The sequence below is a fragment of the Veillonella absiana genome, from assembly GCF_032970865.1.
Lineage (GTDB): Bacteria > Bacillota > Negativicutes > Veillonellales > Veillonellaceae > Veillonella > Veillonella absiana.
Map to the genome: position 1 here is coordinate 80424 of NZ_JAWJZB010000005.1, position 19945 is coordinate 100368.

The following is a 19945-nucleotide window of genomic DNA, read 5'->3' on the forward strand; positions in this document are numbered from 1 at the left end:
AGTGTTTTTACAACAATTAGTGAATGGGTTAACCCTCGGCAGCTTGTATGCTGTTCTCGCTATTGGTTTGACACTAGTGTTTGGCGTATTGAACATAATCAACATGGCTCACGGAGGCATCTTTATGATAGGTGCCTTCGTTGGTCTTTTTATGGTCACTGTTCTTGACGTTAACATTTTTGTGGCAATCCTTGGCGCCATGATTGTGGGTGCAATCCTAGGTTATCTATTAGAATTCGTAGCGCTTCGTCCGTTACGTCGTCAAAAAGTATCTCATTTAGCACCATTGATTAGTACCATTGGTGTTTCTATTTTCCTTGAAAGTGTAGCTTTACTTGTGTGGGGCCCACAAACGCGTTCATTCCCACCTGATTTCATCGGTGGATTGATTGATTTTGGTACTTTCAAAATTTCTATGGTTCAAATTATTGGCCTTGGTGTATCCGTAGGTTTGATGTTAATTTTGAACGTGTTAATCAAGAAAACTAAAATTGGTAAAGCCATTCGTGCCGTATCTCTCAATACAGAAACAGCTGCATTGTTAGGTATCAATCCAACACTAGTTATTTCCGTTACTGTTATGCTCGCATCTGCATTAGGTGCAGCAGCTGGCGTATTGGTAGGTTTATCCTTCGATGCGGTAGAACCTTTGATGGGTGTTATCATAGGCTTTAAAGGTTTGGCTGTATTAATCCTTGGTGGTCTTGGCAATATTACTGGCGCCATGGTAGGTGGCTTGATACTCGGTATTGCAGAGGTATTCTCTGTAGCTTATGGTGCATCCTCCTATCGTGATGCTGTGGCCTTTGGCCTTATTATCTTGCTCTTATTCTGGAGACCACAAGGCCTCTTTGGTTCTAAAGATAAAGGGGGTAGACCATAATGGATTTATTGAACCCGTATTATCTTCAGATTGTGATGTTCTTTATTATTAATGCGATTATGGGTATTTCCATTTATTTCACATTAACAACCGGACAATTGAGTCTTGGTGCGGCCGGCTTCATGAGCGTTGGTGCTTATGTGGCGGCACTGATTACTTTGAAAGCTGACTTACCAATTGCTGTAGGTATTTTGGTAGGTGGCTTTGTGGCTGCACTTGTGGCATTCATCATCGGTTTCCCAACGGTACGCCTTCGTGGTTTGTATTTGGCTATCGCTACACTTGGCTTTGGTGAGGTTGTACGCGTTATTTTCCTAAATATGGAAGTAACCAATGGCGCCCTTGGCCTTTCTGGTATTCCTGCTATTGCTCAAGAAATGACAAACTATTTCTATGAATTAGATTTAGATGATGTTATGGGCCTTGATGCGATGACATGGGGTAACCTTGTAACTATCTTTATCTTGTTGGCTATCTTAGCATTGATTCTTGCATTCTGTATTCGCATTAACAATAGCCGTGTGGGCCGTGCTTTCACAGCTATTAAAGCAGATGATCATGCAGCAGAATTGATGGGGATTAATGTGGTGTACTACAAAATGGCGGCCTTTGTTATCGGCGCGTTTATCGCTGGTATCGGTGGTGGTTTGTATGCACATATTACAAACTTTATTAACCCCACAGATTTCAGCTACCACAAAGTAGTCCAAATTTTGTTATTCCCAGTATTTGGTGGTACCAATGTTGTATGGGGTTCCGTGCTCGGTTCTTTCATCCTCACATTGTTACCAGAAGTATTGCGTTTCCTTGCGGATTACCGCGATATCATTTACGGGGCATTGCTCGTTATCTTGATGGCTGTTCGTCCTGATGGTATTCTTACTGAAAGTATGATGGATACAATCAATCGTAAATTAGGTTTCAAAAAATCTCCATATATTCCTGAAACTCAGGTATTAACAGAACGTTTTGAAACATATAAACGTAAAATGGCCGCGCAAGCGGAAGAGAAGGAATAGGAGGTGTACCATGTTATTAGAACTAAATAATGTTAGTAAAAACTTTGGTGGCATTGCTGCTTTAACTGGTATTACCTTCGGCGTAGAACAAGGTGAAATTTTTGGTGTTATCGGACCAAATGGTGCTGGTAAAACTACTTTGTTCAACTTGATTACCGGTGTGTTTCCTGTCAGCGAAGGTGAAATTGTATTCGACGGTATGTCCGTAGTAGATATTAAACCTCATCGTACTGTGGAAATGGGGATTTCTCGTACATTCCAAAATATTCGTTTGTTTGGTAATATGACGGCTCTTGAAACTGTATTAACTGGTATGCATTGTCGTACAGGCTCTGGATTCTGGTCAAGTTTCGTCCGTACAAAACGTCAACGTATAGAAGAAGAACGTTGTCGTGGGATTGCTTACGAATTCTTGAAACTCGTTGATTTAGCAGATGATGCAGAGGAAGTAGCTACTTCTTTGCCATATGGTAAACAACGTCGTTTGGAAATTGCTCGTGCCTTGGCCACACATCCGCAATTAATTTTGCTTGATGAACCAGCCGCTGGTATGAATGATAGCGAAACAGAATCCCTTCGTAAATTAATCGGTCGTATTCGTGATTTGGGTATCACTGTTGTGGTAATCGAACATGATATGGCGTTGATGATGAATATTTGTGATCGCATGGTTGTATTTAACTTCGGTAAAAAAATTGCAGAAGGAACTCCACAAGAAATCCAACAAAATCCTGCAGTAATCGAAGCATATCTTGGTAAGGAGGATGCGTAATATGTTAAAACTAGAGAACGTAGTAGCTGGTTATGGTCATATTATAGCTCTTAAATCTATCAGCCTAGAGGTACCACAAGGTTCCATCGTGTCCTTAATCGGGGCTAATGGTGCTGGTAAATCCACTACCATGAAAACGATCATGGGTCTTGTAAAACCAACAGAAGGTAGCATTACTTTCGAAGGTCAAGATATCACGGGTATGAAAACGCACAATATTGTGAAAGCTGGCATATCCCTCGTTCCAGAAGGCCGTCAAATTCTCTCAGATATGAGCGTTTACGAAAATCTTGAAATGGGTGCATATATCCGTAATGATAAAGAAATTGAAGACGATATTAAAAAAGTATTCAAACGTTTCCCAATTCTTGATGAACGTAGTTACCAAATGGGCGGTACATTATCCGGTGGTCAACAACAAATGTTAGCCATTGGTCGTGCGTTGATGGCGAGACCAAAATTGCTTTTGTTGGATGAGCCGTCCATGGGTTTAGCACCATTAGTAGTTAGTGAAATCTTTGAAACAATCAAAGAAATCAGTGCTGAAGGCACAACTGTATTACTAGTAGAACAAAATGTACGTCAAGCTTTGAAAATTGCTGATTATGCGTATGTATTGGAGACGGGTAAAATGGTTCTCGATGGTAAGGCTGAGGACGTGCGGACGAATCCGCGTGTCATGGAGGCGTACTTGGGTGGTCGTGTAGATTAGTTTCGCTATGAAAATTTAATAGATATCAAAGAAGGATACCCTGTAAAAAGATTCCGAACGCTGAGGCGTAAGTCGCTTTTTACAGGGTATCCTTCTTTTCATACCAAATTGCTTGTGCGAAACTAATCTACACAAAGCCGGCGTACTTAGGGGAATTCCGAACGATTAGGCGTAAGTCACTTTTTAGAGGGGGACTCATTTTTTTATCAACCTAAGCGAGAATTAGTCTACACGCGCACCTGCGTACTTAATTTAATCTGTACAATCTTAGGGGGATTTTTGAAAGAGTGATGGTTACTGAATTACATGTTTTTGTCATATGCATATATCAAAAATGTATAAGTTAAAATTAGAAAAATTACTTTATGTTGTGTTTTTGGTTGAAGAGTCACACAATATGTTGTATACTAATAAAGGTACAAACAATGGGTAGGATTACCGTGAGGACGTTGTTTTACGCAAGTGCTAAAAAGTGTGGTTTACCATGCTTTTTTTCATGATTATATAGTAGAGCTGGTTGTCTTTATAGGAATGCAGATATGTATCTGCCACAAGGTATAGGGAACAGAATATCTGTATCCCTATAAAGATACTGGAAAAATGCAACTATAACTAGATAGCTTATAGGAGGGATTAATGATGTTGCAAGTTATCAAGCGTGATGGAACGAGAGCGCCCTTTGATAAGGCAAAAATTGCCATTGCTATAGAAAAGGCAGAACATAGTAGTACTGGATTGTATGAGGAAGGTTTAGCAGAACGTATTGCGGATGAAATTGAAGCATATGCTATCAAACTTTCTAAAGATATGACTATTAATGCTATTGAAGATCAAGTATATTATAAATTACTTGAATATCATAATCCTGCTACTGCACGTGCTTATGAAGGATACAAGGCTGTGCAAGCTTTCAAAAGAAAGCAAAATACTACCGATGAAGGTGTCATTGGTTTATTAGACCAAAGTAATATTAGTGTATTGGATGAGAATTCCAACAAAGATGCAGCTATCGTATCTACACAACGCGATTTGATTGCTGGCGAAGTTTCCAAGGATATTGCACGTCGCAAATTGATTCCTACAGGTATTTTAGAGGCTCATGATAGCGGTGCTATTCATTTCCATGATATGGATTATATTATTCAACCGATGTTTAATTGCTGCTTAATCAATTTGGAAGATATGTTGACGAATGGTACTGTTATTAATGGTAAGAAAATCGATACGCCAAAATCCTTCCAAGTAGCATGCACGGTAACGACACAAATCATTGCACAAGTAGCATCTGGTCAATATGGTGGACAAAGTATCAATGGTATCGACCGCATTTTGGCGCCATTTGTTCGTAAATCCTACGAAAAAATCTTGAACAATGTTATCGAAGAACAAGTGGAAATCTACGGTATGGAACCAAATATGGAAAAAGCCCGTGAAATCGCTTGGAAACGTACGCGTAAAGAAGTAAAAGATGGTATCCAAACTATTCAATACCAAATTAATACATTGATGACTACAAATGGTCAATCCCCATTTGTAACATTGTTTATGTATTTTGACGCAACTAGCGAATATGCTAAAGAAGCAGCTATGATTACAGAAGAAATTCTTCTTCAACGTATTAAAGGCGTTAAGAATGAAGCTAATGTATATATTACGCCAGCATTCCCTAAATTGATTTATGTTCTTGATGAACATAATGTAAAACCAGGTACACCATATTATTATTTGACTGAACTAGCTGCACAATGTACAGCTAAACGTATGTACCCTGATTATATTTCCGCTAAAAAAATGCGTGAAAACTATGAAGGGAATGTATTTAGTCCGATGGGGTGCCGTTCCTTCTTGGCTCCATGGAAAGATGCAGCTGGTAACTATAAATTTGATGGCCGTTTCAATATGGGCGTTGTGAGCTTGAATTTACCACAAATTGGAATTTTAGCACGTGGTAGTGAAGAACGTTTTTTCGATATCTTGAATAAACGCTTGCAACTTGCTGAAAAAGCATTGATGTTACGTTATGAATTGCTAAAAGACGTTGTGAGTGATGTATCTCCGATTCATTGGCAACATGGTGCCATAGCACGTCTTAAAAAAGGTGAAAAAATCGGCAAATTCCTTACTGGTGGTTATGCCACAATTTCCCTTGGTTACATCGGCATCTATGAGGCCACACGTTTAATTACGGGGGAATCTAATACAGGGGAACATGGTCGTGAATTCGCTATGAAAATTATGGATCGATTGAATGATGCAGTTAAGTTATGGAAAGATAAACATAATATTGGTTTTGCTTTGTATGGTACTCCTGCTGAAAGCTTGACACATCGTTTTTCTTCCTTGGATCGTGCACGTTTTGGCGAAATTGAAGACATTACAGATAAAGGCTATTATACTAATAGTTATCATGTAAATGTTCGTGAAGAAATCAATGTATTTGATAAATTCTCTTTTGAATCTGAATTCCAAAAGAAATCTACTGGCGGTTGTATTTCCTATGCGGAAATTCCAAATATGAGTAACAATATCCCCGCTGTATTGACTATGGTGCAATATATTTATGACCATATTTCCTATGCAGAATTCAATACTAAATCTGATTACTGCCATGAATGTGGCTTTGATGGAGAAATCAAGGTAAACGAACATAATGAATGGGAATGTCCGCGTTGTCACAATACAAATCGTGATAAATTAACTGTTATCCGTCGTACATGTGGTTATCTTGGTGAAAACTTCTGGAATGAAGGTCGTACAAAAGAAATTAAAGATCGCGTAATGCATATCTAATTAAGGAGGAGTCGCCTATGCGGTATGGTCAAATTCGACAATATGATATCGCCAATGGTCCTGGCATCCGCGCATCCATATTTGTAACTGGATGTACACATTGTTGCTATAATTGCTTTAATGAAGAATACCAAGATTTTAGAGCTGGTCAAGAGTGGACGGAGGAGCAGACCCAATTAGTGATTAATTATGTAACCGATCCTAACTGCTCCGGTTTGACGTTGCTTGGGGGTGAGCCATTTCAAAATGTGAAGGGTCTCATTCCCGTGGTGAAAGCAGTTCGTACAGTGGCACCAGAAAAATCAATTTGGGCCTATTCTGGTTATATATGGGATGATTTATTAGCTGATGAAGAACGCAAATCTCTTGTGGAATTAGTCGATGTAGTGGTGGATGGACGGTTCATGGATGAGTTAAAGGATCCGAGCTTACAATTTAGAGGTTCATCAAATCAACGACTCATTGATGTAAAGAAAACACTAGCTACAGGTGATATCATTTTGTATAGCAACTAATTGTAAGGTTATACAATACATAGACATAAAAAAACAGACATATATCAGAATTTTCTGACATATGTCTGTTTTTTATGTCTATGTTGTTTTGTAGGCGAGTGTATTAATCCTTTATATACATGGTATAGGCTTATACGATTTTAGAACCCTTTGTATATTGTTCGCCATCAGCATCTGGAAGTAAACCGTATTCTTTTGTCCATAAGTTTTTATATTTTAATGCTTGATTATGGATGCGTTCCATCATACTTTCATCAGTACGAACGATACGAGCAGGAATACCTACAACCAATGAATGAGGAGGAATAACTGAGTTTTCTTTCACTACAGCGCCGGCAGCAATAATAGAGCCTGTCCCAATATGACAGCCACTTAATATAATGGCGCCCATGCCTACCAGAACATTATCCTCTAAGGTAGAGGCATGGATAATCGCACTGTGGCCAATAGTAACAAAGTCACCTAGCACACAGGGTTGTTCGTCATCTACATGAAGAACGGAGTTGTCTTGTACATTGGAATAGCGACCTACAATAATTTTATTAACGTCACCACGAGCAGAGACATTTAGCCAGCAGGAGGCGAATTCTTTTAATTCTACATCACCCATAAGTTCGCAACCTGGCATAACACAGCTTTTGGCATCGAGTTTTGGATATTTTCCGTGATATGGTCTCATTTGTTCTCCTTTATATTTTATAGGAAACGTTGTACGTTCTTAATTGCCTCTTGTGCTTCTGAGATTACAGAAGTTACAATCTCTTGTGCGGATTCAACTTTTGTAAGGCGATTCAAACCTTGACCAACTTGGACAACACCATTTACTACATCACCATCTACGGCCGCTAATTTATTGGTACCTTTAGACATGTTTGTTAATTCTTCTTTTGTAGCTGTACCAGAGAATTCAGCAGCAATATAGCGTGTAGTAAAGTCACTTTTCAATCCACGTACACCGCCGTGACCAGATGTTAATCCTGTTACAACAGAGTCTGTATCTGTAGCGTTGATGATAGCTTGCTTCATATTTGGATGTACCTGACACTCTTCAGCTAATAGGAAGCGAGATCCCATTTGTACACCTTGAGCACCCATTAATAGAGCAGCTGCTAAGCCGCGACCATCAACGATAGAACCAGCTACGATAATTGGAATATTGATTTCAGGTAAAATATTTTCCATTAATGCCATAGTAGTTTGCGTACCAATGTGACCACCAGCTTCTTGGCCTTCAATGATCATCGCGTCAGCACCAGCGTCAGCAATGCGTTTAGCTAATTTTAAACTTGGCACAACAGGGATGGCCTTGATACCTGCATCTTGTAATGGTTTGATAAAAGGTACTGGATTGCCCGCACCTAATGTCACAAATGCAGGTTTTTCTTCTAAAATAACTTCTAACAATTCATCTTTATTAGGGGCCATTAACATAAGGTTAACACCGAATGGTTTGTCCGTTAATTCGCGAGTATCACGAATTTCTTGGCGAGTCCATTCTGCATCGCGACCACCTAATGCGATAACACCAGTTGCGCCAGCATTCGCTACTGCAGCGACTAATTTGTGTTCTGATACCCAGGCCATAGCACCTTGGATAATAGGATATTGAATATTGAGTAATTCGGTGAAAGTTGTTTTCATAGTACCTCCATAAATAAAATCTATAATTTGAAAAGAGGGCTCCTTAGTTTTGCCCAATCCTTATGTCGATGGATTAACCATACACTATATATTATATATAAGGTATAGTTAGATGTATAGCCATATACATGATAAAAATGGGTAAATGGTTTTTATTGTTTAAATAATAATTGTTTTCAATAATGATGATGTATGATATTGTGAGATATTGAGTATGTGAAATAAACAAAAAAAATTTTAAATAGAGTATTGAAAAGTTTCGATACCTTTGCTATACTAATCTCAGATAAAGTATCTGTATGATAATGACGATATAAAAAAACAAGTGAAGGAGGATTTATCAATGGACAAATATGTATGCGTAGTATGCGGTTGGGTTTATGATCCTGAAGTTGAAGGCATGAGCTTCGAAGAACAACCTGAAGATTATGTATGCCCACTTTGTGGCGTAGGCAAAGACCAATTCGAAAAAATGTAATTTCGATACATAATGGACTATCTCGGGTGACCGAGGTAGTCTTTTTTATTGACAAAGCGACTAGCGATGTTTATAATATTATAAGTCGAGGTAAGATTATGAAACTGCAAGTAGAGCAAGCAAAAGAACATATAGGAAAGAAATTCCCTTATAGCTATACTGAACCGGCATCTGTGCTTGGGAATGTAACTGCTTTTCCTTGGAGCCGTCATGATATAACCATTAGTGGTGAGTTTTGGTTTGATGGTCAAAATTACATCGTTATGGGCACTGTAGAATCACATGGTGATTATGAATGTTCGCGTTGTTTACAACCGACAGAACATAAACAACTTGATTCGTTCGAAGAAACCTTTGTAGCTGATCCTCGGGGTCGGATGCAAGCGGATGATAGCGATATCGTCCCTTTCGATGGAGAGACCATTGATTTAACCGAACTGATTCGGGATACATTAATCATCAATGAGCCTTCTCAAGTGTTATGTCAGGATGATTGCAAAGGATTGTGCGTTCATTGCGGAGCAAATTTAAATGTTTCACCTTGTTCTTGTGAATCCTTTGTGGTGGATCCTCGATTTGCAGCTCTTCGAGCGTTGCTTGATGAGAAAGATGATAGATTGTCCTAATGATTATGTTAAGGAGGTGCAGATAATGGCAGTACCTAAGCGTAGATTGTCTAAATGCCGTCGCGACCGTCGTCGTGCTAATTGGAAATTAGAAGCTCCTGGTTACGTAGCGTGTCCTCAATGCCACGAACCTATGATGCCTCATCGTGTTTGTCCTACATGTGGTCACTACAAAGGTGAGCAAGTAGTTGCAAAAGCTTAATAAAAGCGGAGAATTACCCTATTGCGTAAGCGATAGGGTCTTTTTTGTTTATTAAGCCCTGTGTGTATGTAGTTTAGTCTTTTGACTCTAGGGTGAACTAATTTTGAATACTGGAAAAGTAATAGTGTATGAATGTGTGGCTTTCATAGACGAATACCCTATATTAATGATAAAATCTATATAGAAAATATTATATCTATTGCATTTGGTTTGGGCTATATTTTGTGGTTATATGTAATACATATTACAATATATGCGAAAAGTCTTGCATTGTGGGGATTTATCATCTATAATTGATACGTAATATTATTACTTGGTCATAAAAGGTGGTCCCATGAGTCGATTAAAGAAACAAGAGCGACAACTCCAGTTAGCAGAAAAACTGAATAATACGCCATTTCTTACAGACGAAGAATTAGCCAATCACTTTAGTGTGAGTGTGCCTACCATTCGTTTGGATCGATTAGAATTGGGTATTCCTGAATTGCGGGAACGTATTCGGGCGATGGCAACTGAGAACAATCAAGAGGTCAATGAATCTTTGCATTATGATGGGTTCGGTGAATTGATTGATGTCACAGAAGGTAAACAAGCTCTATCCATAATGAAAACTACACAGGATATGGTTGATCGCTCTGGATATATTGATCCGCAATTTTTATATGCTCAAGCAAATTCTTTGGCAAAAACAGTTATGGGTGTCCCTGTAGCTCTGGCTGAAGTAGGTAATATCAAGCATAAAAATCCTGTAAGTGTAGGTACTAATTTGATTGCTAAAGCAGAAATTGTACGGCAACGAGGTCCTAAATACTTTATATGGGTGACGATAAAAGATAAAGTTCAAGAAGTCTTTAGAGCTAAATTTATTATGGAGTCCGTAGATACTAGGGGTTAAGCTATGAAAATTGCAGTAGACGCAATGGGCGGGGATTTTGCTCCCTTAGAAATTGTGTTAGGATCTATCGAAGCAATTCGTGAAAATCCGCATATGGAAGTTGTCCTTGTCGGTGACGAGCAACAAATTTTTACTATTCTCAAAGAGAATAATGAACAAAAGAATCCGCGTATTACTGTGCATCATGCTAGTGAAGTGATTGGTATGGATGAACATCCAGCACAAGCGTTGCGTAAGAAAAAAGACGCGTCAGTAGTAGTTGCAACAGCATTAGTAAAAGATAAACAATGTGATGCAGTTATTGCACCAGGTAGTACTGGCGCAGCGGTAGCTGCTGCATTATTTGGTTTGGGTCGTATCAAAGGGATTGATCGTCCTACTATTGCTACACCGATTCCAACAGTTAATGGTGTTACAGTTATGTTGGACTCTGGTGCTAATGCAAATAGTAAACCTAAACATCTTGTTCAAGGTGCCTTAATGGGTTCTGAATATGCTAAACTATTGTTAGGCAAAGCGAATCCTACAGTTGGCTTATTGAGTATTGGTGAAGAAGCGAGTAAAGGTAATGAAGTTGTCTTAGCAACGTATCCATTTCTCAAAAAGTTAAAAACTATTAGTTTTTATGGTAATGTAGAAGGCCGAGATATACCTAAGGGCACTGTGGACGTGGTTGTCTGTGATGGCTTTGTAGGTAATGTAGTGCTTAAATTTGCAGAAGGACTTGTCACTGCTGTAACTCAATTGGTGAAAGATGGCATTATGGCAGGTGGTATTTTTGCTAAATTAGGTGCATTACTAGTTAAACCAGCTATTAAAAAAATCGGCAAGCGATTAGACCACACAGAAAATGGTGGTGCTCCATTGCTTGGTGTTAATGGTGTTTTTATTATTTGTCATGGTAGTTCTAAAGCTAAAGAAATCAAAACAGCTATCAATATTGCTGGCGATTTAGTGGATAGAAAAATTATTGAACATATACAAAAAACGATTGAAGTAGAAGGAGCCTTTAAATATGAGTATGATGAATAAACCTGTGGGTATTATTGGCACGGGCAGTTGTGTACCTGATAATGTGGTAACCAACTTTGATCTTGAAAAAATCGTTGATACAAATGATCAGTGGATTCGTGAACGTACAGGTATTGAAGAACGTAGAATTGCTCCAGAAGGTGTCAATACATCTGACCTTGCTACAGAAGCTGCTAAACGGGCATTACAAATGGCTAATTTAGAACCAGAAGATATTGATTGTATCATCATGGCTACATTGACTCCAGATATGCCGCTACCATCTACAGCTTGTTTAGTACAAGCAAATTTAGGTGCTGTAAATGCAGCTGCTTTTGACTTACAAGCGGCTTGTTCCGGTTTTGCTTATGGTTTGGTAACCGCGGCTAGCTATATCAATACTGGTATTTATAAAAATGTCCTTGTTATTGGTGGCGAAGTTTTATCTCGTATCTTGAACTGGAAAGATCGCTCCACATGTGTTCTTTTTGGTGATGGTGCTGGTGCTGCTGTTGTTTCCACAGTAGAAGAAGGCTATGGTATTAAAGGTGTAGATATTGGTGCTGATGGTAGCAAAGGGATGGCATTAGCGATTCCTGCTGGTGGTATTGCTATGCAAGCCAATGATAAACGCATTGAAGAAGGCTTAACCTATGTATATATGGATGGCCCAGAAGTATATAAATTTGCTGTTAAGGTCATGGGCCGTACAGCATTAAAATCTTTAGAACGTGCTGGTATGGCATTAGAAGAATTAGATTTCTTTATCCCACACCAAGCTAATATTAGAATTATTGAATCTGCTGCAAAACGCTTGAATTTGCCAGATGAAAAAGTATTTGTTAATTTGCCAAAGTATGGTAATACTTCAGCAGCCTCCATTGCTATTGCTTTAGATGAAGCAGTACGTGGTGGATACTTGAAACGTGGCGATAACGTGGCGTTTGCAGGCTTTGGGGCTGGATTGACTTGGGCTAGCCTAGTCATGAAATGGTATTAAGGAGGAATAATCAGATGATTAAAACGGATATTTGTGACTTGTTACAAATTGAATATCCAATTTTCCAAGGTGGTATGGCTTGGTTAGGTACTGCAGAATTAGCAGCAGCTGTTTCTGAAGCTGGTGGCCTTGGTATTATTGGTGCTGGTCACATGCCGCCTGATGTATTCCGTAATGAAATTCACAAGTTGAAAGAACGTACGAATAAACCATTCGGTTGTAATATTATGTTGATGTCTCCTTTTGTGAAAGAAGTTATGGAAGTTGTTGTGGAAGAACGCGTTCCAGTGATTACAACTGGCGCAGGTAATCCAGGTGTATATATCCCAGCTCTTAAGGAGATTGGCACAAAAGTAATCCCAGTAGTAGCATCCGTATTGTTAGCAAAACGTTTGTTACGCGGTGGAATTGATGCGATTATCGCAGAAGGTACTGAATCTGGCGGTCATGTTGGGGAAATCACAACTATGGCGTTGATTCCACAAGTTGTGGATGCTGTCGATGTGCCTGTTATTGCCGCTGGTGGTATTGCTGATGGTCGTGGTGTAGCTGCTGCCTTTGCATTAGGTGCCTCCGCAGTTCAAATGGGTACTCGTTTTGTACTTTCAGAAGAATGTATTGCTCATGAAAACTATAAAGCTGCTGTATTAAAAGCAAAAGATCGTGCTACTGTTATGACAGGTTTGACGACTGGGCATCCAGTTCGTATTCTTGATAATGCATTGGCACATCAATATAAATCACTAGAGTTTGGTGGTGGTTCTAAAGAAGAACTAGAAAACTTGGGTGCAGGTACCCTTCGTAAGGCTGCTATTGATGGCGATGTAAAAGAAGGTTCTGTAATGATTGGTCAAATTGCAGGGATGTTAGACTCTGTAAAAACATGTGATCAAATCATTAAAGATATTATGAGTGAAACAGAAACAGTAATTGCTAATTTACAAAAAATTGGCAAATAGGAGGCATTCATGAAAACTGCATTTGTTTTTCCTGGACAAGGTTCCCAAAAAGTAGGTATGCTACAAGATTTATATAATACATACCCAATTGTAAAACAACGTTTTGAAGAAGCTGATGAAGCGCTTGGCTATTCTATTACTAAATTGTGCTTTGAAGGTCCTGATACAGAATTAGTTAAGACTGCAAATACACAACCAGCTATTTTGACAGCTTCCGTAGCATGCTACGAAGTATTAAAAGAAAAAGGTTTTACACCTGATATTGTTGGTGGTCATAGCCTTGGTGAATACAGTGCATTAGTAGCTGCGGGTGTATTGAATTTTAAAGATGCTGTATCTGTAGTACATAAACGTGGTGAGTATATGCAAGAAGCTGTGCCGATTGGCGAAGGTGCTATGGCGGCTATCTTGGCATTACCTCGTGAACAAGTAGTGGAAATTTGTGCCAAAATTGATGCTACTGTAGGTTCTGTACAAGCAGTAAACTTTAACTGCCCAGGTCAAATCGTTATTGCTGGTGCAAAAGCTGCTGTAGAAGCCACTGCAGAAGAAATGAAAGCAGCTGGCGCTAAACGTGCGGTTATGTTGCCTGTTAGCGCACCATTCCATAGTCGTTTGATGGAACCAGCAGCACTTCGCTTGAAAGAAGAACTCGATAAAATCGAAGTGAGAAATGCACAAATCCCTGTAGTTGCTAATGTAACTGGTAACATTTTGACGGATGCAGAAGAAATTAAAAAATCCTTAGTTATTCAAGCGGCCAACCCTGTATTATGGGAAGATTGCGTAGCTGAGATGGTTAACTTTGGTGTAGAAGCTTTTGTTGAAGTAGGCCCAGGCAAAGTACTTACTGGCTTTACTAAAAAAATCAACAAAGAAATGCAATTAGCGAATGTTGAAGATGTTGAATCCTTAGAAAAAACTCTTGAATTTTTGAAAGGGGTTAGATAAAATGCATTTAAGTGATAAAGTAGCACTAGTAACTGGTGCATCTCGTGGTATTGGCCGTGCGGTAGCTATTAAATTGGCTCAAAATGGCGCTGACGTAGTAGTTAATTACAGTGGTAGCGAAGCAGCTGCTCAAGAAACTGTAGATGCTATTGTAGCTTTAGGCCGTAAAGCAATTAAAATAAAAGCAAACGTAGCTAATGCTGAAGAAGTAGCGGCTATGGTTGAAGAAACTCATAAAGAATTTGGCCACATTGATATTCTCGTGAATAATGCAGGCATTACTCGTGATGGATTATTGATGCGTATGAAAGATGAAGATTGGGACGCTGTTATGGATATCAACCTTAAAGGTGTATATTTAGTAACAAAAGCTGTTTCCAAGATTATGATGAAACAACGAGCTGGTCACATTATCAATATGACCTCTGTAGTAGGTGTAATGGGTAATGCAGGTCAAACTAACTATAGTGCTTCTAAAGCCGGTGTTATTGGCTTTACAAAATCTTGTGCCAAAGAATTAGCGAGTCGTGGTATTACTGTTAATGCCATTGCTCCTGGTTTTATTAACACCGATATGACGGAAGTACTTCCTGAAAAAGTAAAAGAAGTTATGGTAACTGAAATCCCATTAGGTCGTATGGCTGAAGCTGATGAAGTTGCTAATGTAGCGACGTTCCTTGCTAGCGACTTTGCTAGTTATGTTACAGGTCAGGTCATCAATGTTGATGGTGGCATGGTAATGTAATTAACAATGTAGACTATATAAATCTCAATTGAAAGGAGGTGAACCAACAATGAACACTTTCGATAAAGTTAAAGCGATCGTTGTGGAACAATTAGGCGTTGATGAAGCTGAAGTTACCATCGATTCTACATTCATCGACGATTTAGGCGCAGACTCCTTGGATATCGTTGAATTAATCATGGCATTTGAAGAAGAATTCAGTGTAGAAATCCCTGACGATGTTGCAGAAAAAATCAAAACCGTTAAGGATACAGTAGAATTTATTGATTCTGCTAAATAAGCTGTATAAGCTGACATTCAGCCGTACGGGAGACCGAGTGGTCTCCCAAACGGTTTTGTTTACAGGAGGAATTGATAGTGAAGCTCCCTGAACTTCGCATTGGGAATCTAGTGGCTAAGGTGCCTATTATTCAAGGTGGTATGGCCATAAGATTATCTACAGCTCGGTTGGCAGCAGCCGTTGCAAATGAAGGCGGTATAGGCCTAATTGCAGCATCTGGTTTGCCGTTTGATGAATTAAGATATGAAATACAATTAGCTAGAAAATTATCACCTACGGGTATTATTGGTATAAATGCAATGGTAGCGGCTACGCAATTTGCGGGGCTAGTAAAAACTGCCATCGATGAGGGCATTGATCTTGTAGTGGCGGGGGCCGGTTTCTCAAGAGATATGTTCGCAATGGGCAAAGAATCTGGTACACCTATTGTGCCGATTGTTTCTTCTGCCAAATTAGCAAGAATTTCTGAAGGTCTTGGCGCTTCTGCTGTTATTGTAGAAGGTTGTGAAGCTGGTGGTCACTTGGGAACAAATCGTTCATCTCGTGAAATCGTACCTGAAGTAGTGGCGGCTGTAAAAAACATCCCTGTCATTGGGGCAGGCGGTGTATTAGATGGTAAAGACATTGTAGAAATGTTAAAACTTGGTGCAAATGGTGTTCAAATGGGCAGTCGTTTTGCAGCGAGTGATGAATGTAATGCCTCTGATGAATTGAAAAAAATGTATGTTCGTGCAACAAACCCTGAAGATATCGTATTAATTCAGAGTCCTGTTGGTTTACCAGGTCAAGCCATTCGCAACCGCTTTGCGGAAAGTGTATTGGATGGTACCGTTGCTCCACCAACAGTATGTGATAATTGTCTAAAACATTGCTCACATAAGTTCTGTATTATTCGCGCTCTTTCAAGAGCACAACAAGGGGATGTGGAAACTGGATTAGTATTCTCTGGTAATAATATGCGTAAAGTTGAAAGCATTTTACCAGTTAAAGAAATCTTTGCACAGTTAACACAACAAGTAGCAGAAATAGATTAATATAAATCCTATATATTGCTTATAAGAGGTGGAAAATTGGAAAAACGTGTTGTAATTACAGGCTTAGGTGCAATCACACCAGTAGGTAATGGTAAAGAAAACTTTTATAATGCATTGTTAGCGGGTCAATCCGGTATCGGACCTATCACGCATTTTGACGCATCTGAATATGCAACTCGCATTGCTGGCGAAGTTAAAGATTTTGATGTAACAGAATTTGGTGTGGATAAAAAAGATGCTCGTCGTATGGACCGCTCTTCTGCATTAGCAATTGGTGCAGCTGTTATGGCTGCAGATGATGCAAAATTAGCATTAGACGAAGAAGACCTTGATCGTTGTGGTACAGTTGTTGGTACTGGTATTGGCGGTATTGACTCTATCCACGATGTATATGTAACTTTGTTTGATAAAGGACCTGGTCGCGTTAGCCCCTTTGCAGTTCCTATGATGATTGCAAATATGGTAGCTGGTCGTGTATCCATTCGTTTGGGCCTTCGTGGACCAGCGATTACTGATGTTACTGCATGTGCGTCTGGTACAAATTCTATTGGTGATGCATTCCGTATCATTGCTCGTGGTGATGCAGATATTATGTTCGCCGGTGGTACAGAAGCTGCTATTTCTCCTGCAGCTGTAGCTGGTTTCGCTGCTATGAAAGCAATGTCTACTCGTAATGACGAACCTACTAAAGCATCTCGTCCATTTGATAAAGATCGTGATGGCTTTGTAATGGGTGAAGGCGCAGGTATCGTTGTTCTTGAAGAATTAGAACATGCTAAAAAACGTGGTGCTCATATCTACGCAGAAGTAGTAGGTTATGGTACAAATGGTGATGCTTACCATATCACAGCTCCAGCTCCAGGTGGTTTACAAGCTCGTAAATGTATGGAATTGGCAATTAAAGATGCTGGTATTGATCCATCTGAAATTAACTACATCAATGCTCATGGCACATCTACAGGTCTTAATGACTTGAACGAAACAAAAGCAATTAAAGAATTGTTTGGCGATCATGCAAAAGACATCGTTGTTAACTCTACAAAATCTATGACAGGTCATTTGTTAGGGGCTGCTGGTGCTATTGAAGCTATCGTAATGGCTATGGCTATTGAAACTGGTAAAGTTCATCCAACAATCAATTGTGATAATCCTGATGAAGGTCTTGATTTAGACTACATTCGTGAAGGTGCTCGCGATTATAAAGTTAATTATGCTCTTTCTAACTCCTTTGGCTTTGGTGGCCATAATGCGACATTACTTGTTCGTCGCTACGAGGACTAATGAGTGCCGCAAGGTCGCATAAGAATAAAATGACACAAGCTCGTGAAGTTTCCCTTCAGGAGCTTGTTAGTCGTTTACAATTGCCGACTCAAGATATTTCCCTATTGAATCGAGCTTTTACACATACATCTTATGCAAATGAACATAAATCTAAGAAGATTCAGCATAATCAAAGGCTAGAATTTTTAGGTGATGCTGTATTAGATTTAATTGTAGGGGAGCATTTATTTAAAACATATCCTCAAATGACTGAGGGTGAACTGACTAAAATTAAAGCGGCCACTGTTTGTGAGGATTCTTTAGCCTCTTGCAGTCGTGCTTTAGGGCTGGGTGAGTATCTATTATTAGGCCATGGGGAAAATAGCTCAGGTGGACGTCGACGTAACTCCATTTTAGCGGATACTTTTGAATGCTTGGTAGGATGTATTTATATTTCTACTGATTATGCTACAGCCATGCAGTTTGTATTGAGTCATTTGCAAGGATATATTGATCAAGCCATTGCCGGCAAGCGTGGTAAAGATTATAAGACTTTGTTACAAGAGTTTGTGCAACGAGATGGGGAAAAACATATTCACTATCAACTGTTAAGTGAATCTGGTCCCGATCATGCAAAAACATTCTGTATGGAGGTTCAAATTGATGGACAGTCCTATGAATCAGGGTCTGGTAAAAGTAAAAAATTAGCCGAACAACATGCAGCAGAAATGACATTAAAGTCATTAGATGCTATGAACGATTAAGGAGTGGATATCCGCTCCTTTTTCTTATATAGTGGGATGATAGGAGGAGCACATGACTACACCAGTTAAAAAAAAATATGGTATGATTCCATTCTTTATTCCTCATTTGGGTTGTCCTCATATTTGTGTCTTCTGTAATCAGACTAGAATTGCAGGTCATAATGATGTGTCGAAACATGAATTAGCTAGCAGTGTGGTGGTTAGTACAGAACCTATTTACGGAGAAGTAGATAATAAAGCTGGTGAAAGTATTAACTTGATTCAGATGCCACCAGGATTATCCCGTGCTGAGATTGCCCATACTATCCGCGAATATGTAGGAGATAATCGATCAAATAAATTCTGGGAAGTTGCTTTTTATGGTGGTAGCTTTTCGGCTATTTCACGTATATTACAAACAGAACTCTTGGTTGAGGCCAAGCGGGCTCTCGATGTAGGTCTCATTGATGGCATTCGATGTTCTACACGACCTGATGCGCTCTATGATGACGATATTGATTTCCTCTATGAACATGGTATTCGTACTGTGGAAATTGGTGTACAATCTATGAATGATGCTATTCTAGAGACATCCAAGCGCGGTCATACGGCACAGGATGTACGTGATGCAGTTAAACGCTTACGGAATAAAGGAATTAAAATAGGATTACAACTTTTACCCGGATTACCAGGTGAAACGATGTATACTATTGTTGAAACAGCAGTTGAAATCTCAAAGCTACAGCCGGATTTTGTACGTATTTATCCTGTATTGGTGATTGAAAACACTGAATTAGCTACTATGTATAGACAGGGATTATATGAACCACTAACGGTGGAGCAGGCAGTTAGATACTCTGCGTTTATGAAGACCTGGTTTGAAGACCATCACATAGAAGTTATCCGTACTGGCTTGCAAAGTACGGAAGAGCTTGATTTCGGGACAGGCCTTGTGGCAGGTCCTTATGAGCCGGCTATGGGTGAACTGGTTGTGAATGAACAATGGAGAATACGCATTGAGGATTGTATAGTATCACATGAGCAATATTTTGAATTTCTGCGAAGCGCTATAAAATCGGGGTTATTTATACCGTTAAACCAAGATGATAATGTGGTAGATGACGTTTTAAGAGGTATTAGACCTCGATGTGTTAAGCCTCAGATTGTGATTACTTACCCCCAATCATTGACCTCAAAGATTCGTGGTGTTCGTCAATGTAATATGAAATACTTTGCTCAGTACTATCCAGATTTTCAATGGTGTTGGCAGGTTAGAAAATCAGATGCTCATCATAGATTGAGTGTAAACAATCAAAGTGTATCTATTGATATAGATGATATACGATATGTGATATAATATATGGATAAGACTCTATATAAAAATGAAAATCATCGTTAGCATATATTCTGTACAGTAGTAAAATTTTGA

At 39.2% G+C, this 19945-nt stretch carries 22 protein-coding genes; 20 read left to right on the forward strand and 2 right to left on the reverse strand.

Annotation, left to right across the window (positions count from 1 at the left end; genetic code table 11):
- Position 1: 1 nt before the first annotated feature.
- From RVY80_RS05020 to nrdG, 6 genes are all read left to right on the forward strand, one after another.
- Positions 2 to 883, forward strand: coding sequence for a branched-chain amino acid ABC transporter permease (locus RVY80_RS05020; RefSeq protein ID WP_317329846.1), 882 nt, complete (start codon positions 2 to 4; stop codon positions 881 to 883).
- Positions 883 to 1902 (forward strand): branched-chain amino acid ABC transporter permease, encoded by a 1020-nt coding sequence (locus RVY80_RS05025; RefSeq protein ID WP_317329847.1) that lies wholly within the window; start codon positions 883 to 885, stop codon positions 1900 to 1902. Before RVY80_RS05020 ends, RVY80_RS05025 begins: the two co-directional genes overlap by 1 nt.
- Before the next feature lie 10 nt (positions 1903 to 1912).
- The gene (locus RVY80_RS05030; protein WP_317329848.1) at positions 1913 to 2674 is read left to right on the forward strand and encodes an ABC transporter ATP-binding protein; all 762 of its coding nucleotides are present in this window, start codon (positions 1913 to 1915) and stop codon (positions 2672 to 2674) included.
- A gap of 1 nt (position 2675) precedes the next feature.
- Positions 2676 to 3386, forward strand: a complete 711-nt coding sequence (locus RVY80_RS05035) for an ABC transporter ATP-binding protein (protein ID WP_317329849.1) — start codon at positions 2676 to 2678, stop codon at positions 3384 to 3386.
- A 639-nt stretch (positions 3387 to 4025) separates the two neighbouring features.
- Complete coding sequence (nrdD, locus tag RVY80_RS05040; protein WP_317329879.1) at positions 4026 to 6176, forward strand: anaerobic ribonucleoside-triphosphate reductase; 2151 nt, start codon at positions 4026 to 4028, stop codon at positions 6174 to 6176.
- A 17-nt stretch (positions 6177 to 6193) separates the two neighbouring features.
- Positions 6194 to 6691 (forward strand): anaerobic ribonucleoside-triphosphate reductase activating protein, encoded by a 498-nt coding sequence (gene nrdG / locus RVY80_RS05045; protein ID WP_295189662.1) that lies wholly within the window; start codon positions 6194 to 6196, stop codon positions 6689 to 6691.
- Positions 6692 to 6821: 130 nt separating this feature from the next.
- Here nrdG and RVY80_RS05050 read toward each other — a convergent pair whose 3' ends face one another.
- Positions 6822 to 7370, reverse strand: coding sequence for a gamma carbonic anhydrase family protein (locus RVY80_RS05050; protein WP_295189665.1), 549 nt, complete (start codon positions 7368 to 7370; stop codon positions 6822 to 6824).
- Positions 7371 to 7387: 17 nt separating this feature from the next.
- Entirely contained in the window at positions 7388 to 8332 is a 945-nt protein-coding gene (locus tag RVY80_RS05055) for an NAD(P)H-dependent flavin oxidoreductase (protein WP_317329850.1), read from the reverse strand.
- A gap of 343 nt (positions 8333 to 8675) precedes the next feature.
- On the opposite strand from RVY80_RS05055, the gene RVY80_RS05060 reads away from it, so the two are divergent.
- The 14 genes from RVY80_RS05060 (at position 8676) to RVY80_RS05125 (ending at position 19873) form a co-directional block, all read left to right on the forward strand.
- Positions 8676 to 8810 carry a rubredoxin gene (locus RVY80_RS05060; RefSeq protein WP_295189671.1) on the forward strand — a complete coding sequence of 45 codons (135 nt, stop codon included), beginning with the start codon at positions 8676 to 8678 and terminating at the stop codon, positions 8808 to 8810.
- 98 nt (positions 8811 to 8908) lie between these two features.
- Entirely contained in the window at positions 8909 to 9436 is a 528-nt protein-coding gene (locus tag RVY80_RS05065) for a YceD family protein (protein ID WP_295189674.1), read from the forward strand.
- Between the two features lie 25 nt (positions 9437 to 9461).
- The gene (rpmF, locus tag RVY80_RS05070) at positions 9462 to 9638 is read left to right on the forward strand and encodes a 50S ribosomal protein L32 (protein WP_005376859.1); all 177 of its coding nucleotides are present in this window, start codon (positions 9462 to 9464) and stop codon (positions 9636 to 9638) included.
- Between the two features lie 334 nt (positions 9639 to 9972).
- Positions 9973 to 10533 (forward strand): transcription factor FapR, encoded by a 561-nt coding sequence (gene fapR / locus RVY80_RS05075; RefSeq protein ID WP_317329851.1) that lies wholly within the window; start codon positions 9973 to 9975, stop codon positions 10531 to 10533.
- A 3-nt stretch (positions 10534 to 10536) separates the two neighbouring features.
- On the forward strand, positions 10537 to 11565 hold the full coding sequence (gene plsX, locus RVY80_RS05080) for a phosphate acyltransferase PlsX (protein ID WP_317329852.1): 1029 nt from the start codon (positions 10537 to 10539) through the stop codon (positions 11563 to 11565).
- The gene (locus tag RVY80_RS05085; RefSeq protein ID WP_317329853.1) at positions 11549 to 12544 is read left to right on the forward strand and encodes a beta-ketoacyl-ACP synthase III; all 996 of its coding nucleotides are present in this window, start codon (positions 11549 to 11551) and stop codon (positions 12542 to 12544) included. Before plsX ends, RVY80_RS05085 begins: the two co-directional genes overlap by 17 nt.
- Before the next feature lie 14 nt (positions 12545 to 12558).
- Positions 12559 to 13503: an enoyl-[acyl-carrier-protein] reductase FabK gene (fabK, locus tag RVY80_RS05090; protein WP_317329854.1), complete on the forward strand. Its 945-nt coding sequence runs from the start codon at positions 12559 to 12561 to the stop codon at positions 13501 to 13503.
- A 9-nt stretch (positions 13504 to 13512) separates the two neighbouring features.
- The gene (gene fabD, locus RVY80_RS05095) at positions 13513 to 14454 is read left to right on the forward strand and encodes an ACP S-malonyltransferase (RefSeq protein ID WP_317329855.1); all 942 of its coding nucleotides are present in this window, start codon (positions 13513 to 13515) and stop codon (positions 14452 to 14454) included.
- A gap of 1 nt (position 14455) precedes the next feature.
- Positions 14456 to 15199, forward strand: a complete 744-nt coding sequence (fabG, locus tag RVY80_RS05100) for a 3-oxoacyl-[acyl-carrier-protein] reductase (RefSeq protein ID WP_317329856.1) — start codon at positions 14456 to 14458, stop codon at positions 15197 to 15199.
- Positions 15200 to 15248: 49 nt separating this feature from the next.
- Positions 15249 to 15479 (forward strand): acyl carrier protein, encoded by a 231-nt coding sequence (locus RVY80_RS05105; RefSeq protein ID WP_295189699.1) that lies wholly within the window; start codon positions 15249 to 15251, stop codon positions 15477 to 15479.
- A 77-nt stretch (positions 15480 to 15556) separates the two neighbouring features.
- Positions 15557 to 16513, forward strand: coding sequence for an NAD(P)H-dependent flavin oxidoreductase (locus tag RVY80_RS05110; protein WP_310746073.1), 957 nt, complete (start codon positions 15557 to 15559; stop codon positions 16511 to 16513).
- A gap of 36 nt (positions 16514 to 16549) precedes the next feature.
- Positions 16550 to 17794, forward strand: a complete 1245-nt coding sequence (gene fabF, locus RVY80_RS05115) for a beta-ketoacyl-ACP synthase II (protein ID WP_295189702.1) — start codon at positions 16550 to 16552, stop codon at positions 17792 to 17794.
- On the forward strand, positions 17794 to 18537 hold the full coding sequence (gene rnc / locus RVY80_RS05120; protein WP_295189704.1) for a ribonuclease III: 744 nt from the start codon (positions 17794 to 17796) through the stop codon (positions 18535 to 18537). The genes fabF and rnc overlap by 1 nt, the downstream gene beginning before the upstream one ends.
- Before the next feature lie 52 nt (positions 18538 to 18589).
- The gene (locus tag RVY80_RS05125; RefSeq protein ID WP_310746074.1) at positions 18590 to 19873 is read left to right on the forward strand and encodes an elongator complex protein 3; all 1284 of its coding nucleotides are present in this window, start codon (positions 18590 to 18592) and stop codon (positions 19871 to 19873) included.
- Positions 19874 to 19945 lie beyond the last annotated feature (72 nt).